This is a genomic window from Dactylosporangium aurantiacum, from assembly GCF_000716715.1.
Classification (GTDB): domain Bacteria; phylum Actinomycetota; class Actinomycetes; order Mycobacteriales; family Micromonosporaceae; genus Dactylosporangium; species Dactylosporangium aurantiacum.
This window is the reverse complement of sequence record NZ_JNYJ01000006.1, coordinates 149,152-164,234: the sequence shown is the minus strand read 5'-3', so window position 1 is coordinate 164,234 and position 15,083 is coordinate 149,152. Positions and strand designations below refer to the sequence as shown.

The following is a 15,083-nucleotide window of genomic DNA, read 5'->3' as shown; positions in this document are numbered from 1 at the left end:
GCCCCGCCATCCCGTCCGGCCACCCGGCCGGGCGCGGTGGCGGGGCGGGACCCTGCCCTCCCCCGACCGGCACCGCCGGGCGGTCGCCTCCGAGAGGATTCCCCATGGTTGTCCTGAACCAGCCGGGCACCGGCCCGGCACCGGCGCGCACCGCCGGGTCCGCCCCGGTGATCGGCATCAGCGCGCACAGCGGGCCGATCCACGTCGCGGTCTTCGACATCACCGCCACGTTCGCCGCCAGCCAGTTCGTCGACGGCGTGGCCGCGGCCGGCGGGCGGCCGGTCCTGCTGCCGCCGCTGCCGGGGATCGAGTCGGTGGTACGGCGCCTCGACGGGCTGCTCCTGCTGCCCGGCCCGGACGTCGACCCGGCGCTCTACGCGGCCGACCGGCACCCCAGCTCCCGCGGCATCAACCCCGACCGGGACCTGGCGGAGCTGGCGCTGCTGGAGGCCGCGCTGAACGCCGGCACGCCGGTGCTGGGCATCTGCCGGGGCGCCCAGCTGCTCAACGTGCTGCGCGGCGGCACCCTGCACCAGCACCTGCCCGAGCTGGTCGGGCACGACCGGCACCTGCCGGCCGGCAACGGCTACGGCGACGAGCCGATCGTCCTGGACCCGTCCAGCCGGCTCGGCCAGCTGCTCGGCGTCGACGAGCTCACTGTGCCGTGCCACCACCACCAGGGCATCGACAAGGTCGGCTTCGGCATCGAGCCGTCGGCGTGGGCCGCGGACGGTGTCATCGAGGCCATCGAGGTGGCCGGCCAGGACTTCGCCGTGGGCGTGCAGTGGCACGCGGAGCGCGGCGGTGCCAGTAAAGAGCTGTTCAGTGCATTTGTCGATGTATGCAGGCTTAATGGGCGTTTTTGACCGACGTGAATTGCACGTGACCGGTCCGGGTCCGGACGGATTCGGGCGGTCCCGCGGCGGCCGGCGGACTACTCAATTACCCGGCCGGACACATTGCAGGTGCTCGCCATAGTGACAGGCATCAACTAGTATTCGTCACGTTCGACGTCCCGAACCGGTCGGTACTTTCCTCATGGCACGGGCCCCGCGAAGCGGTTGCCGCGAAACCAGATAAGACGCCCTACATGGGCGGATTCATTGCCAATCTTCAATGGAGGGGTCAATGATGGAGGGATTGGGTACGTATCGCCGTCGATCGCGTGGGGGCTTCCATCGACCGGGGACCGCGCCAGTCGCGCGGCCGCGTACGGTGTCTCCCAGCCGGTTACGGCCGGCGCTCGACGACCGGACCGCGACCCCCTGGATCGTCCCGTGGACATCGTGAGGGTCCTCGTCGCCGGGGATCTCCACATGGTACGCGGAGCATTCGTGGCGTTGATCGAACAAGAATCCGATCTGTGCGTGGTCGCCGAAGTCGACCGCGGTGATTACATTCTTCCGAGAGCCAGGATCTGCCGGCCCGACGTCGCCATCATTGACATCGACCTGCCCGGCCTGGACGGCCTAACGGCCGCGGCGCGGCTGCGCCAGGAACTGCCCTCGTGCAAAACCCTCATCCTCACCACCGACGACCGTCCGGCCACCGTGCGGAGAGCGCTCACGGTGGCGGTGTCGGGTTTCCTACTCAAGGCCGCACCGTCGACCCGACTCGCCGAGGCCATCCGTGAAGTGGCCGCCGGCGTGCGGGTCATGGACCCCCATCTGGCCATCTCCGCCTACGAGGTGGGCGAGAACCCGCTTTCGGCACGAGAGACCCAGGTGCTGCGCCAGATCGCGGACGGCGCCGGCGCCGACGAGATCGCCGAGAAGCTGCGCCTGTCCGTCGGCACCGTGCGCAACTACCTCACCACCATCGTCATCAAGCTCAACGCCCGCAACCGGGTGGACGCGGCTCGTATCGCCCACTCACAGGGCTGGATTCCCTGACCCGGGCACGGTCCCGTCCGGCACCAGATCCACGCACGCACCGCTGCAGTCGAAGCGGATCCCGTCCTGGCGACGGCACCCCTCCGCCGCGGCCCGCCACGCCCCGACGCGTGGCAGCTCCCGGCGTCGAGGCTGTCCCGCCGCCCGGCACGGCCCCTCTCACCTCTCGCGCCGCCGTCCGGCCAAAACCGTGACGGCGGCCGACTTTTTTGTGTCCACAATGGACTTCTGAGCGTTCGACGGCCGCTCTTTGAACGCTTTCCCGCATGCTCGGGACGCTGCCAGACTCATCGGCGCCACCACGACGCCACAGCCGGCCCGGCTGTGAGAGCGGGAGTGAACATGCCCTGGCCGAGCGAGATCCCACCCAGGAACCAGGCGCCGAGATCCGAGCGCATCGCCCAGCAGTCACGCCTCGCCTCCTGGCGGAAACCGCCCCGCCGGATCGAGACGACCGAGTGCATCACCTGCGACACCTGCCTGCGGCACTGCCCACCGGAGTTCGGTGCCATCTTCGACCGCGGCCTCGACGTCGTCATCGTCCCGGAGCTGTGCTCGGGATGCCCGGCGTGCGTCGTGGTCTGCCCGGTCGACTGCATCTACGTCGACGAGGACTGGCGGCCGTCCACCGACGACGTGTGGTCGCTGGTCGAGCTGACCGACCGCGCCGGCGCCGCGCCCGCGCCGACCCCCCGAGTTCCCTGACCAACGACAGGAGTACACAATGGACAGTGCCATTGTCATCGCGGGCGCCGGCCCGGTCGGACTCATGCTCGGCGCGGAGCTGCGGCTGCACGGCATCGACGTGGTCATCTTCGAGCAGCGGCCCGCGCCGGCCATCGAGTCGCGCGGCATCGGCTTCACCGCCCGCGCCGCCGAGGTCTTCGACGCGCGGGGCGTGCTGACCCGCTTCGGCAAGATCGAGCCGGGCGAGCAGGGCCACTTCGGTGGCGTCCGCATCGACTTCACCAAGCTCACCGAGAACCACTTCGGCGTGCGTGCGGTGCCGCAGTACCGCGTCGAGCGCGGCCTGGAGGAGCGGGCGAACGAGCTCGGTGCCCGCATCCGCCGGGGCTACACGGTCCTGGGCTACACCGAGGACGACGAGGGCGTCACGGTGACCGTCGACGGCCCGCTCGGCCGGTTCCAGCACCGCAGCCTGTACCTGGTCGGCTGCGACGGCGGCAGGAGCCTCATCCGGCGCCTCGCCGGCATCGACTTCCCCGGCACCGCGCCGACCCGGGGCATGTACCTGGCCGACATCATCGGCGCCGACGTGCGCCCCCGGTACATCGGCGAGCGGGTCACCAACGGCATGGTCATGGCCGCCCGGCTCGACGACGGCGTCGACCGCATCACCATCCACGAGGACATCGCGCCGCCGCCGGACGGCCCCACCCCGACGTTCGAGGAGCTCGCCGACACCTGGCTGAAGCTGACCGGCGAGTCGATCCACCACGGCCGGGCCCGCTGGATCAGCTCCTTCACCGACTCGGCCCGCCAGGCGGAGCAGTACCGCAAGGGCCGGGTGCTGCTCGTCGGCGACAGCGCGCACATCCACCTGCCCGCCGGCGCCCAGGGCCTCAGCGTCGGCGTCCAGGACGCGGTGAACCTGGGCTGGAAGCTGGCCGCCACGGTCGCCGGCTGGGCGCCGCCGGAGCTGCTGGACACCTACCACACCGAGCGGCACCCGGTCGGGCAGCGGCTGCTGCGCAACACCCGCGCCCAGGGCCTGCTCTACCTGGCCGCCACCGAGATGGACCCGCTGCGCCAGGTGCTCGGCGAGGTCGTCGCGCTGCCCGAGCCGGCGCGGCTGCTCGCCGGCATGGTCTCCGGCCTGGACGTGCGCTACGAGGTCGGTGACGACGATCCCCTGGCCGGCCTGCGCCTGGCCGACAACCCCCTGGTCACCGCCGACGGCCGGCCGACCCGGGTGTTCGAGCTGCTGCGCCGCGGCCGCGGCGTCCTCGTCGTCACCGGCGACGACGGGTCGCCGGCGACCGCCGCGGCCGGCTGGGGCGACCGGGTCGACATCGTCACCGGCCGCTGGGGCGCCACGGGTGCCGAGCTGCCCGCCGCGGTCCTGCTGCGCCCGGACGGGCACGTGGTGTGGACCTCGCGCAGCACGCAGCCGGTCCAGGCGGCGCTGGGCCGCTGGTTCGGCGCGCCCGCCGCCGAGGCCGCCGAGGCCGTCGAGGTGCCCGCCGCGCCCGCGCCCGCGCAGCCGGCCGCCGTTGCCGTACCGCCGCAGAAGATCACCACCTTCCTGGCGTTCCGGCGCGACGCCGAGGAGGCCATGAACCTGTACCTGTCGGTGTTCGAGGACTCCCACGTGATCAAGGTGATCCGGGCCCGCGAGGGCGAGCCGGGCTGGGTCGAGGGCACCCTGCAGCACGCGCTGTTCTCCCTCGGCGGCCAGCAGGTCATGTGCATCAACATGCCGCCGGCCGGCGCCCGCGGCAACGACCACGCCAACTGGGAGGCGCTCGCGTTCAACCCGGCCATGGCGATGTACGTGCAGTGCCACAGCGAGCAGGAGATCGACCGGATGTTCACCGCCCTGGCCGAGGGCGGCGAGGTCCTCATGGCGCCCGGCACGTACGGCTTCAGCGCCCGCTTCGCCTGGGTGACCGACCGCTTCGGCGTGTCGTGGCGGCTGAACCTGTCCCGCGAACCCGCCCTGCGCTGAGCCGCCACCCGACCCACCGCACCGACCCACCGCACCGACCCACCGCACCTGACCACCGCACCTGACCACCGCACCGGACCACCGCACCGACCGCCGCCGTCACCCGCCGGCCCACCCTTCGAGCACATCCGGTCCCGGCGGGCATCGCCGGGACCGTCCCGACACGCCTTTGGAGACGACATGCAACGACGCACCAAGCTCACCCTCGCCGGCCTGGGCGTCACCGCCCTCACCGCCGCACTGCTGCCGGCCGGCCCCGCGGCCGCCGCCGAGACCACCCCGGCCGGCCCGACGGTCGTGGTGCACGGACTGAACAACCCGCGGCAGATCTCCGTCACCGACGTCGGCGGCCTGCTCGTCGCCGAGGCCGGCCGCGGCGGCACCCAGTGCGTCTCCTCGCCCGGCGGGGAGACCACCAACGAGACCTGCATCGGCTACACCGGCTCGGTCAGCTGGGTGCCGTTCCCGTGGGCGCAGCAGGACGGCACGCCGATCCGGGTCCTGACGGGCCTGCTGTCGGGCGCCAACCCCAAGGGCGCCTCGGCCACCGGCTCGCAGGCCGTGGCCGGCAACCTGCTGGACATCCAGGTCGCGGTCGTCGACGAGCCGCACATCGCGGTGCCGGACTCGATCGACAAGACGACCTACGGCACCCTGCTGCAGTCGCGGCTGCTGGGCAAGCCGCGGATCGTGGCCGACATCGCCGCCTACGAGTACGCCCGGGACCCCGACGGCCAGCTGCCGGAGTCGAACCCGTACGCGCTGCTGGAGCTGCCGGGCCGCATGCTCATCGCCGACGCCGCCGCCAATGACGTGCTGCAGTGGCGCGACGGCCGGCTGAGCACGTTCGCGGTGCTGCCGAACATCCAGGACGGGCTGTGCGCGGGCAAGCCCAACGACAACGGCACCACCGGCTGCGACCCGGTGCCGACCGGCCTGACCGTGGACCGCGGCGGCGCGATCTACGTCAGCGCCCTGGGCAACTTCAGCCCGAACAGCGGCCGGGTCTTCAAGCTCGACGGCCGCACCGGGCAGGTCCTGCAGACGTGGGGGGACCTGACCGGCGTCACCGGCGTCGCGATCGACCGGCACGGCAACCTCTACGCCAGCCAGCTCTTCGCCGGCAAGGTCACGAAGATCGGCCGCGACGGGACCCGCACCGACCTCAGCGTGCCGTTCCCGGCGGGCCTGGCGATCAGCGGTGACACGCTCTACGTCGCGGCGTACTCCACCGCGCCGGAGACCGGCCTGGGTCTGCCCGGCGTCGACAGCAGCGGCCAGGTCTGGCGCTTCCGGATCTGACGGACCCGCCACCGCGGTGCCCCCGGCCTGCCGGCCGGGGGCACCGCCGGTTTCAGTCCCAGACGCCGGCGACCTGCCGGGTCGCCACGTTCAGCTGGTTCCACAGCGTGATGGTGGAGATGGCCAGCAGCAGGCCGGCGAGGTTGACCTGGTCGTAGTGGCGGGTCGCCTCGGCCCAGATCTCGTCGGGCACCGGGTCGTCGGTGTCGGCGAGCCTGGTGACCGCCTCGGTCAGCGCCAGCGCGGACCGCTCGGCCGGGGTGAAGAGCCCCGTCGAGCGCCAGCCGGCCACCGCGTCGAGCCGCTCCTGCATCTCGCCGCCGGCCTGCAGCAGCTTCGGATGACTGTCCATGGTCACGACGCAGCCGTTGATCTGGCTCGCGCGCAGCTGGACGAGCCCGATCAGCCGCGGGGGCAGGCCGCAGTTGCGGGTCGCGACGCCCAGGGCGTACAGCGCGTCGAGCGCACCCGGCACCAGGGCGGCCGGATGCTTCATACGGGGATTCATGAACCGTCGCCTCCATGTCCTGCGTTGGCGGGCCGGCGGGGGCGCCCGCCGCGATCCACGCCGGGCACCCGGGCCGCGCCGCGGCCGTGCCGGTGCGGGGTCGGTGCGGTGCCCCGCACCGGCCCGGGCCCGTGTGTGCGGCACGGGCGTCCGGGCGGCCACTGGGCACCACGGCGGATCGCGGACCGGGACGACGTCGCCGGCGGTGTGGCCCGGAGAAGGACGCCAGGTACGCCAGACGCCGCCGGCCACGACTGTCGTCGCGGCGAACCGGCGGCGTCCACACGGCACGGGCGGCTACTTCTTCCAGAAGAATACGAGGTTGTAACCGTCCGGGTCGGGCAGCTCGAACTCCAGCATGCCGGACTTCTTCGTCGGCTCGGTGGTGGGCTTCAGGCCCAGCGCCTGGACCCCCTCGTAGAACTCCTGGATGTCCTCGACCTTGATGTAGAGGTAGGTGCCGGAGCCGCGGTTGGCGCGGTAGGCCTCGCTGTCGCCGCCGGGCCGCTGCTCCGCGTCCTCCTCGCGGAAGATGATCCAGAACCAGTTCACGTATGCCGTGAGCTGGTTCGCCTCGCGCTTGAGCCGGAAGCCGAGCTTCTCGTAGAAGGCCGCCGTCTCATCAAGATCTTTGACGTAGCAGACCACGCCCGAGATGCTGCTCATCTTCATCGTCGTTCTCCTTCGCACCGTTGGGCGCTCCGCCCGAATTTCGCTGCTCCTCCTGTATTGACTGATGGGAGGGGCCTGATGTGACGGGACCGGGGCGGGCGGCGGCTCCCGGCGCTGGGCACGGTGCCGCGCCCGGGCCGCACGGGCCGCACGGATCGGCTGTCGGTGCAGGTCACGACGGTTTTTCGCGCCGGTACGCCCGGCGCCGGCCCGACCGGTGCCCGGCCGGACCTCGATCACGGCCCGATCAGGCCTCGACCAGCTCCACGTCGAACGCGGACAGCCGGGCCGGGTCCGCCACCAGCTCGATGTCGACGATCCGGTCGTCGTCGACGGTGAACAGGAAGGCGACCTTGAGCGTGTCGCCATAGGACCACACGGCGCCGGCGTGGCCGTCGATGAGGGCGGCCTTGGCGGCCCTGGCCCGGCCGGAGAAGAACTCGGCGACGGCGTCCGCGCCGTGCACCCGGTCCAGCGAGCCCATGCTGACGGCGGCGGCGTCGCTGCGCGCCTCGGCCATCGGGTCGAGCAGGTCCAGCAGCGCCTGGAAGTCCCCGGCGCGGGACGCGGCCAGGAAGGCCTGCACCACCGCGGCGCGCCGCATCGGGTCGGCCGGCGCCTCGTGCTCGGCCCCGCGCACCCGCCGCCGGGCCCGGCTGGCCAGCTGCCGCGTCGCGGCCGGTGACCGCCCGACGATCGGGGCGACCTCGTTGAACGGCAGCCCGAACACGTCGTGCAGGACGAACGCGAGGCGCTCCGGCGGGGTGAGGGTCTCCAGCACCACCAGCAGCGCCACGCCGACCAGGTCGGCCTCGACGGCCCGCTGCTCCGGGTCGGCCTCGTTGGGGTCCGCGACCGGCTCCGGGTCGCCGCCCGGCACGTACTGCCACGACCGACGCGCCCGGAGCATGTCGAAGCAGACGCGTGCCACGACCGTGGTCATCCATCCGGCCGGATTCTCCACACCACTGGTGTCGGCGCGACTGATGCGGATCCACGCGTCCTGGATGGCGTCGTCGGCGTCGCTGCCCGATCCGAGCAGGCGGCGGGCGGCTGACAGCAGCTGCGGCCGGTGGCTCTCGAAGTGCTCCGCCAACCATTCGTCGTGATTCATCGGTCACATTCTCCCATCTCGACCTGTCGTATCTGTTGACCGATCTGTCACTGCACATGTGACACGTACGCAAGGAGCGACGGCATGTCCGAAGGCATCAAGACCGTGATCTACCCGGTCCGGGACCTCGAAAAGGCGAAAGCGGTGTTCTCCGCGCTGCTCGAGGCGGACCCGATCATGGACCAGCCCTACTACGTGCAGTTCGACGCCAAGGGCCAGGACCTGGGCCTGGACCCCAACGGCCACAACAAGGGCATGACCGGCCCGGTCAGCTACTGGCACGTCAGCGACATCCACGGGCGCGTCGACGCCCTCAAGGCGGCCGGCGCGACGGTCACCGAGGACGTCAAGGACGTCGGCGGCGGCAAGCTCATCGCCACGCTCACCGACGCCGACGGCAACGTCATCGGCCTGCTGCAGCCGGCGTAGTCACCGGGACAGCCCCCGCCGGGTCCACACCTGCGGCCGGACGGCCAGGCACCACGGCCGTCCGGCCGCACCATGTCCGGCGCCGGATCCCCCGGCGCCCCTCTCGGCCGCCGCGCCGCCCTCCGCGTTCAACCGTGGAGACTCCACCGTTGAACACCGCCCCGCGTCGAGCGCCTCCGCGGGTGCGCGGACATTGCCGCCGATACACGTCCACGAATTGACGACAAACGAACGCCTCGTGCGTATGGTTCGTCCTGGACGGGCAGCCCTTCCACCTCCCCACCACCTCGCTCACGTCGGCTGAACTGCGCCTCGACGTGGCTTCGCGCTGTCATCAGATTCACATTCTGCGATGCGTTTCGCGCATTGTTCTCCGATTCGGAGGATCCCTTGAGCAACGTGCTGCACTACACCGACCCGATCAACGGATGCTCCGGGTTTCTCGTGTACGACCGGGCCGACTGCCGGCTGGCCGCCGGCGGCTGCCGTATGCAGCCCGGCCTCACCGTCGACACGCTGCGGTCCCTGGCCGCGCGGATGACCCTCAAGCAGCGGGTTCTCGGCACGAACGTCGACGGCGCGAAGTGCGGCATCGACCACGACCCGCGCGCCGCCGACGCCGACGCGGTGCTGCGCCGCTTCCTGGCCTGGCTGGGGCACGAGCTGCGGCTGCGGTACAGCATGGGCTGCGACATGGGGACCCGCTTCGAGCGGCTCGAACGGCTCGCGGCCGAGGTGGGCATCCCGTCGGTGAAGTACGCGGTGCGCACGGCGCAGGAGCTGACCGACGAGGAGTTCCAGCGGCGCATGGCCATCCTGGACGCCCCGGTCCGGACCCGCACCGTCGGGCAGCGCCGGGCCGGGCACGCGCTCGCCCACGCCGCGCTCGCCGCGGCCCGCGCGGACGGCCGGCCGGCCCGCGGCCTGCGCGTCGGCCTGCAGGGCTTCGGCAACCTCGGCCGGGCCGCGGCCGAGTCGCTCGCCGAGGCGGGCGCGACGGTGAGCGCGGTCGCCGACGAGCACGGCTGCGCCGTGCAGCCCGGCGGCCTGGACGTGCGGCGGATGCTGGCGACCGATCAGTCGCTGCCGGTGCCCGCCCTGCTCGCGACCGCCCGCGGCAAGCCCGCACAGGCGCTGTTCGACCTGCCCGTGGACGTGCTGGTGCTGGCCGCCGGCGCGGACGCGATGACCGGCCAGCAGGCCGCGGCGCTGCCCGTGCCCGTCGTCGTGGTCGGCGCCAACTGCGGCCTGAGCGCGGCGGCGGAGCAGATCCTGCACGAGCGGGGCGTGCTGGTCATCCCGGACTTCATCGGCGGCGTCGGCGGGTCCGCCTCGATGGAGGCGCTGTTCGGCCCGGCGGTCACCCCGTCCCCGGCCGAGGTCCTGGACCTCGTCGGCAACCTCGTCACCGAGCTGGTGTCCGACATCGTCGAGCACGCCCGCCGCACAGGCCTGCCGACCGGCCGGGTGGCGGCGAACATCGCGGCCGCGGCCCGGGTGTCACCGGACCACCGGCCCTACGGGCACAGCCCGTACCTCACCGCGCGCCGCCCGCCGCGGGGCAACCGCGTCGCCGCCGCCGCGCACCGTCGCACCGCCGAACAGACAGGAGAAGCCCGATGAGCGTCACCACCGATCCGTGCCGGCACGAGCGCAGCCACATCGTCGACTCGGCGTTCTACGGCCACCGGTACAGCACGACCGCCACCAAACGCATCTTCTGTGACCGATGCCGGTTCCAACGCTGGCTGGACATCGAGGCCGCGCTCGCCCTGACGCAGGCCGACCTGGGCATCATCCCGGTCGACGCGGCGAAGCAGATCGCCGCCACCGCCCAGGTCGAGCTGCTGGACCTCGACGCGGTCCGGCTGGAGATCCGCCGGACCGGGCACTCCCTCGTCGGGCTGCTGCGGGTCCTGCAGGCCGCGGCCGGCGACGCCGGTGAGTACATCCACCACGGCGCGACGACGCAGGACATCCAGGACACCGGGCAGTCGCTGGAGATGCGCGACGTGCTCGACGAGCTCGACACGGTGCTGCGCGGCACGCTGACCCGGCTCGTGCAGCTGGCGCAGGAGCACGACGTCACCGTCGCCCTCGGGCGCACCCACGCCCAGCCGGCGCTGCCGATCTCCTTCGGCGTGAAGATCGCCAGCTGGATCGACGAGATCCTGCGCCACACGCAGCGCATCGCGCAGATGCGGCCGCGGGTCCAGGCGGCGCAGCTGTTCGGCGGGGTCGGCACCATGGCCGGCTTCGGCGACCAGGCGCTGCCGCTGCTGCAGGGCTTCGCCGACCGGCTCGGCCTCAGCGCGCCCCTGGTCGGCTGGCACGTCGCGCGGGACCGCATCGCCGAGTACGCCGCGACGCTCGCCATGGTCGCCGGCACCATGGGCCGCATCGCCGACGAGCTGCGCCTGCTGTCGCGGCCCGAGTTCGGCGAGGTCGAGGAGGGCTGGCAGCACGGCAAGGTCGGCAGCAGCACGATGCCGCACAAGCGCAACCCGGAGGCGTGCGAGCAGGCCGTCGTCATGGCCCGGCTCACCGCGGGGCTGATGCCGACCGCGATGTTCGCGATGGCCGGGGACAACGAGCGCGACTCGCGGTCGCTGCGCACCGAGTGGGTCTGCGTGCCGGACGTGTCGCACTACACGCTCGCCGCCGCGGAGATCGTCCGGTCGGTCCTGGACGGCCTGGTCGTGCACGCCGACCGGATGCGCGCCAACGCCGACGCCGTGTCCGAGCAGCTGGCCACGGAGGGGCTGATGCTGGCGCTGGGCCGGCACGTCGGCAAGCAGACCGCGCACGAGCACGTGTACGAGCTGAGCCAGGCGTCCCGGCAGGACGGTGTGCCGCTGCGCCAGCTGGTCCGCACGCACGAGGCCGGCGAGCTGCTCGACGACGCCGAGCTGGAGCGGATCTTCGACCCGGGCGCGTACCTCGGCCAGTCCGCCGCGCTGACCCGGCAGGTGGTGGCCCGGGCGCAGGAGTGGCTCGGCCAGCCCGGGGCGGGTGCTGACTGATGTCGCTCGCGACCCAGCCGAGCGGCACGGCACAGGGACTGGACCTGCTCACCGAGATCCTCATGCCCCGCTCGTTGTACGCGACGGTGATGAGCCACGTGGTGCGCAAGCTCACCAGCTACTACGTCACGGGCGAGACCGCCGAGCGCAAGGCGTTCGGCATGCTGGCCGGCCGGCCCCGGGGCGCCGCGTTCGAGGTGACGGCCGTCGCGCCGCTGCTGCTGAACCTGCGCCACGACGGCCAGCACGCCGCCGACATGGACGAGATCGTCGACGCCCACGCGATCCCGTCGCAGACGCCGAACGAGCAGCGGGGCTGGATCGCGCACCCACAGGAGCTGCTCGCCTTCTCCCGGCTGTGCGACGAGCACGACTGGACGATGTTCGGCAACTACCACACCCACCGGGTGCCCTGGCCGCACGACCCGCGGCGGGACACCTGCACCGCACTGGACCGCGTCCTGGCCGACGGCACCGGCCAGTGGGTCTTCATCGTCTCGGCGGTCGACCTGCACCAGCCGACCCTGCGGGCCTTCTACGAAGGCGACAACCGACGCGAGGCGAACGTTCGCCTCCTACCCGAACTGAGGAGCGCAGCACTGTGACCACACTCAACGACCGGTATCCGGAGATCGTCCGGTTCCACGGACACGAATGCCCCGGCGCGAGCGTCGGTGCCCGCATCGCCGAGGTCGCGCTGGCGCGGTTCGGCCGGCACGACACCGGCAACGAGGTGGTGGCGATCAGCGAGACCGACGCGTGCGCGATCGACGCCGTGCAGGTGCTGACCGGCTGTACGTACGGCAAGCGCAACCTGGTCCACCAGGACAACGGCAAGAACGTGTTCACGTTCTGGCGGCGCGGCGACGCCGTCGGCATCCGGGTCTCGGCCCGGCCGGGCGGCGACGCCTACCGCGACGAGGCGACCTGGGCCCTCGCGGAGAAGATCGAGGCCGGGGTGGCCAGCCCGCAGGAGCGGGCGGCGTTCACCGTGGCGCAGCAGGCGCGCACCGCGCGGATCCTCGCCGCACCCGTCGAGGAGCTGCTGCTGGTCGAGGAGATCACCGGTGACGTGCCGACGGTGAAGGCGGTCCGGCCGACCGAGGCGTGCGAGGACTGCGGCGACCAGACGAGTGTCGCGACGCTGCACAACCACCGGGGGCGGATGGTCTGCCCCGCGTGCCACCTCGCCGCGCACGGCGGTGTCCTGCCGCCGGACCACGGCCACCACGGGCACGACCACGCCCACCCGCGGGCGCACGCCCACGCGCACGCCCACCCGCAGTCGCCGCAGGACAACGGACATGCGCACGCCGGCGCCCACCCGCACCCGCACCACCACTGAGCGCGGGCGCCCCGGCGGTGGGCGCGATCAGGATCCTCGATGTCGCCGCTCCCCTGGCCGCCGCCCCGACACCACGTGGGGGCACCGGCCGCGGGTCCCGCGGCCGCGCCGGTTCACGCCGGTCGGCTGCCGGACCCGCGGCGCCGGCGACCTCCGGCGGCCGGCCGCCACCGCCCCGGCCGCGCCCATGACCACTGACCGGCCCCTGGACCCACACCCGCGTCCGGCGGCGTGGTGCGCGGCACCGTCCCACCCCGACGCCGTCCCACCCGCGCGGGATGCCCGCCGTACCGGCGGGACGGGACGCGGGGTCCGCTGCAGACCTCGCCCGGCGCCCTGAGCGCCGGGCCTCCCGACGGCGGGTGCGGCCTCGACGGGCCGCACCCGCCGTCCTTGACGGTGCGTATCGCCCAGACCATACTGATCGTAACGTTGGCGCTCCGGACAATCAGTGTGCCGACAGATCTCACGGTCGTCGGCGCCCCGTCGTGAGCGGGCGGCATCCCAGCCCTGCCGGATAAGGATCCCGATGCCCAAATCTAGCGCCGGAAGCACCGGCCTGGCCGTGCTGTTCGCCGGCTTCTTCCTCATCGACTTCGACCTGGTCGTGATCAACCCGCTGCTGCTGCCGATCGCCGAGGACTTCGGCGTGGGGCTCGGCACCGTCACGTTCGCGCTCACCGCGTACCTGCTGCTGTTCGGCGCGATGCAACCGGTGCACGGCAGCCTCTCCGACACCGTCGGGCGGGTCAAGGTCATGCGCATCGCGCTGCTCGGCCTCGGCGCCGGCAACCTGATCGCCGCCGCCGCGCCGAACGTGGCGGTCGTGATCGCGGGCCGGGCGGTGGCGGGCGCGTTCGGCGCGGCGATGATCCCGCTGACGCTCGCCTACATCGGCGACCGGGTCGCGCCCCAGCAGCGCCAGCGCGCGATGGCGGGGCTGCTGGCCAGCGGCGCCGTCGGCGGCGGCCTGGCCACCATCCTCGCCGGCCTGCTCACCGACCTGGTCAGCTGGCGGCCCGCGGTGTTGCTCGTCGGCCTGGCCGCCCCGGTCCTCGCCCTGCTCTACGGCCGGCTGCCGGAGACCGTCACGGTGGCCGCCGGCGGGCCCGGCGCGCTGCGGCGCATCGGGGCCGTGTCGCGCGGCGGGTGGTTCCGGTTCCTGCTGGTGTTCACGTTCGTCGAGGGCGCGGCGATGCTGGGCTTCTTCAACTTCTTCAACGCCGCCCTGCAGGCCGACGGGCGCAGCGTGGTGGTCGCCGGCGTGGTCACCGGCTCCTACGGGCTGGCCGCGCTGGCCGGCGGCGCGCTGGTCGGACTCATCGAGACCCGGGTCAGCCAGGCCGCGATGTTCGCCATCGGCGGCACCCTGCTGTTCGCCGGCTTCGCCGTCGCCGCGTACAGCCAGAGCCTCGGCGGCATCCTCGCCGCGAGTGTCCTGGCCGGCATGGCGCTGTCGCTGGGCCAGTCCACGATCCAGACGTGGGGCGTCGAGGTGGCCGCCCCCGGCACCCTCGGCACGGTGGCGTCGCTGGTCGCGTGCGCCGTGTTCACCGGCGCCGCGGTCGGCACCGCGGCGGTCACCGGGCTGGCCAACGCCGGCGACTTCGGCACGCTGTTCGCGATCGCCGCCGCGGTGACCCTGCCGGTGACCGTGGTGGGCGCGCTGGCCCGGGCCCGGTTCGCCCGGTCCACCGCGACGGACGGCCCCGCGACCCTTGACACGGAAGCGGTCGCACTAGACAGTCAGTAACACTGATAAACCGCAGTACTGACGAACTCATCCGAGGAGGAACCATGGCCCTGTTCGCCGTGATCGCCAGGAAGGCACCGGTCGGTATCACCGCCGACGAGTTCCAGGTCCGGCTCAGCGACGGCTTCGCGTACACCAAGGACCTGCTCGACAAGGGCGTGCTCAAGCACCGGTGGATCCTCGTCGGGGCCTCCGCCGGGCTCAACGTCTACGAGGTCGGCTCGCACGAGGAGCTCATGTCCGTGCTCTACGACAGCCCGGTCGGCCCGCACCTGCAGTTCGAGGTGTACCCGCTGATCGAGCCCGGCAGCTACAACCCGACCGCCTACCAGCAGGACGCGTCGGCATAACAGCCA

At 72.6% G+C, this 15,083-nt stretch carries 15 protein-coding genes; 12 read left to right on the top strand and 3 right to left on the bottom strand.

Annotated features, from left to right (window positions below):
* Positions 1–104 precede the first annotated feature (104 nt).
* The 5 genes from OP18_RS08525 to OP18_RS08505 all read left to right on the top strand — a co-directional run bounded on the left by OP18_RS08525 (position 105) and on the right by OP18_RS08505 (position 5,883).
* A complete protein-coding gene (locus OP18_RS08525) occupies positions 105–866 on the top strand; it encodes a gamma-glutamyl-gamma-aminobutyrate hydrolase family protein (RefSeq protein WP_052386396.1) in 762 nt (253 codons plus the stop codon).
* Between the two features lie 411 nt (positions 867–1,277).
* Complete coding sequence (locus OP18_RS08520; protein WP_281179454.1) at positions 1,278–1,892, top strand: response regulator transcription factor; 615 nt, start codon at positions 1,278–1,280, stop codon at positions 1,890–1,892.
* A gap of 342 nt (positions 1,893–2,234) precedes the next feature.
* Positions 2,235–2,597 (top strand): 4Fe-4S dicluster-binding protein, encoded by a 363-nt coding sequence (locus OP18_RS08515; RefSeq protein ID WP_052386414.1) that lies wholly within the window; start codon positions 2,235–2,237, stop codon positions 2,595–2,597.
* Between the two features lie 19 nt (positions 2,598–2,616).
* Positions 2,617–4,581, top strand: coding sequence for an FAD-dependent monooxygenase (locus OP18_RS08510; RefSeq protein WP_063745453.1), 1,965 nt, complete (start codon positions 2,617–2,619; stop codon positions 4,579–4,581).
* A 180-nt stretch (positions 4,582–4,761) separates the two neighbouring features.
* The gene (locus OP18_RS08505) at positions 4,762–5,883 is read left to right on the top strand and encodes a ScyD/ScyE family protein (protein ID WP_033358191.1); all 1,122 of its coding nucleotides are present in this window, start codon (positions 4,762–4,764) and stop codon (positions 5,881–5,883) included.
* A gap of 52 nt (positions 5,884–5,935) precedes the next feature.
* Here the strand turns inward: OP18_RS08505 and OP18_RS08500 are convergent, their stop codons facing one another.
* From OP18_RS08500 to OP18_RS08490, 3 genes are all read right to left on the bottom strand, one after another.
* Positions 5,936–6,379: a carboxymuconolactone decarboxylase family protein gene (locus OP18_RS08500; RefSeq protein ID WP_211273473.1), complete on the bottom strand. Its 444-nt coding sequence runs from the start codon at positions 6,377–6,379 to the stop codon at positions 5,936–5,938.
* 309 nt (positions 6,380–6,688) lie between these two features.
* The gene (locus OP18_RS58590; protein WP_033358189.1) at positions 6,689–7,063 is read right to left on the bottom strand and encodes a VOC family protein; all 375 of its coding nucleotides are present in this window, start codon (positions 7,061–7,063) and stop codon (positions 6,689–6,691) included.
* Between the two features lie 247 nt (positions 7,064–7,310).
* Positions 7,311–8,177 carry a sigma-70 family RNA polymerase sigma factor gene (locus OP18_RS08490; RefSeq protein WP_033358188.1) on the bottom strand — a complete coding sequence of 289 codons (867 nt, stop codon included), beginning with the start codon at positions 8,175–8,177 and terminating at the stop codon, positions 7,311–7,313.
* Between the two features lie 84 nt (positions 8,178–8,261).
* Between OP18_RS08490 and OP18_RS08485 the strand changes: the two genes are divergently transcribed.
* The 7 genes from OP18_RS08485 (at position 8,262) to OP18_RS08455 (ending at position 15,077) form a co-directional block, all read left to right on the top strand.
* Complete coding sequence (locus OP18_RS08485) at positions 8,262–8,606, top strand: VOC family protein (RefSeq protein WP_033358187.1); 345 nt, start codon at positions 8,262–8,264, stop codon at positions 8,604–8,606.
* A gap of 399 nt (positions 8,607–9,005) precedes the next feature.
* The gene (locus OP18_RS08480; protein WP_245635305.1) at positions 9,006–10,229 is read left to right on the top strand and encodes a Glu/Leu/Phe/Val dehydrogenase dimerization domain-containing protein; all 1,224 of its coding nucleotides are present in this window, start codon (positions 9,006–9,008) and stop codon (positions 10,227–10,229) included.
* Positions 10,226–11,629, top strand: a complete 1,404-nt coding sequence (locus tag OP18_RS08475; RefSeq protein ID WP_033358186.1) for a class-II fumarase/aspartase family protein — start codon at positions 10,226–10,228, stop codon at positions 11,627–11,629. The genes OP18_RS08480 and OP18_RS08475 overlap by 4 nt, the downstream gene beginning before the upstream one ends.
* Complete coding sequence (locus tag OP18_RS58585; protein ID WP_033358185.1) at positions 11,629–12,234, top strand: MPN domain-containing protein; 606 nt, start codon at positions 11,629–11,631, stop codon at positions 12,232–12,234. The genes OP18_RS08475 and OP18_RS58585 overlap by 1 nt, the downstream gene beginning before the upstream one ends.
* A complete protein-coding gene (locus OP18_RS58580) occupies positions 12,231–12,974 on the top strand; it encodes an FmdE family protein (RefSeq protein WP_052386395.1) in 744 nt (247 codons plus the stop codon). Before OP18_RS58585 ends, OP18_RS58580 begins: the two co-directional genes overlap by 4 nt.
* 529 nt (positions 12,975–13,503) lie before the next feature.
* Positions 13,504–14,727 (top strand): MFS transporter, encoded by a 1,224-nt coding sequence (locus tag OP18_RS08460; protein WP_081970539.1) that lies wholly within the window; start codon positions 13,504–13,506, stop codon positions 14,725–14,727.
* 44 nt (positions 14,728–14,771) lie between these two features.
* Entirely contained in the window at positions 14,772–15,077 is a 306-nt protein-coding gene (locus OP18_RS08455) for a muconolactone Delta-isomerase family protein (RefSeq protein WP_033358184.1), read from the top strand.
* The last annotated feature ends 6 nt before the right edge of the window (positions 15,078–15,083 follow it).

Coding starts and splice junctions, on each gene's coding strand:
- OP18_RS08525 (WP_052386396.1), top strand. CDS start 105: ATGGTTGTCCTGAACCAGCCGGGCACCGGCCCGGCACCGGCGCGCACC.
- OP18_RS08515 (WP_052386414.1), top strand. CDS start 2,235: ATGCCCTGGCCGAGCGAGATCCCACCCAGGAACCAGGCGCCGAGATCC.
- OP18_RS08510 (WP_063745453.1), top strand. CDS start 2,617: ATGGACAGTGCCATTGTCATCGCGGGCGCCGGCCCGGTCGGACTCATG.
- OP18_RS08505 (WP_033358191.1), top strand. CDS start 4,762: ATGCAACGACGCACCAAGCTCACCCTCGCCGGCCTGGGCGTCACCGCC.
- OP18_RS08500 (WP_211273473.1), bottom strand. CDS start 6,379: ATGAAGCATCCGGCCGCCCTGGTGCCGGGTGCGCTCGACGCGCTGTAC.
- OP18_RS58590 (WP_033358189.1), bottom strand. CDS start 7,063: ATGAAGATGAGCAGCATCTCGGGCGTGGTCTGCTACGTCAAAGATCTT.
- OP18_RS08490 (WP_033358188.1), bottom strand. CDS start 8,177: ATGAATCACGACGAATGGTTGGCGGAGCACTTCGAGAGCCACCGGCCG.
- OP18_RS08485 (WP_033358187.1), top strand. CDS start 8,262: ATGTCCGAAGGCATCAAGACCGTGATCTACCCGGTCCGGGACCTCGAA.
- OP18_RS08475 (WP_033358186.1), top strand. CDS start 10,226: ATGAGCGTCACCACCGATCCGTGCCGGCACGAGCGCAGCCACATCGTC.
- OP18_RS58585 (WP_033358185.1), top strand. CDS start 11,629: ATGTCGCTCGCGACCCAGCCGAGCGGCACGGCACAGGGACTGGACCTG.
- OP18_RS08460 (WP_081970539.1), top strand. CDS start 13,504: ATGCCCAAATCTAGCGCCGGAAGCACCGGCCTGGCCGTGCTGTTCGCC.
- OP18_RS08455 (WP_033358184.1), top strand. CDS start 14,772: ATGGCCCTGTTCGCCGTGATCGCCAGGAAGGCACCGGTCGGTATCACC.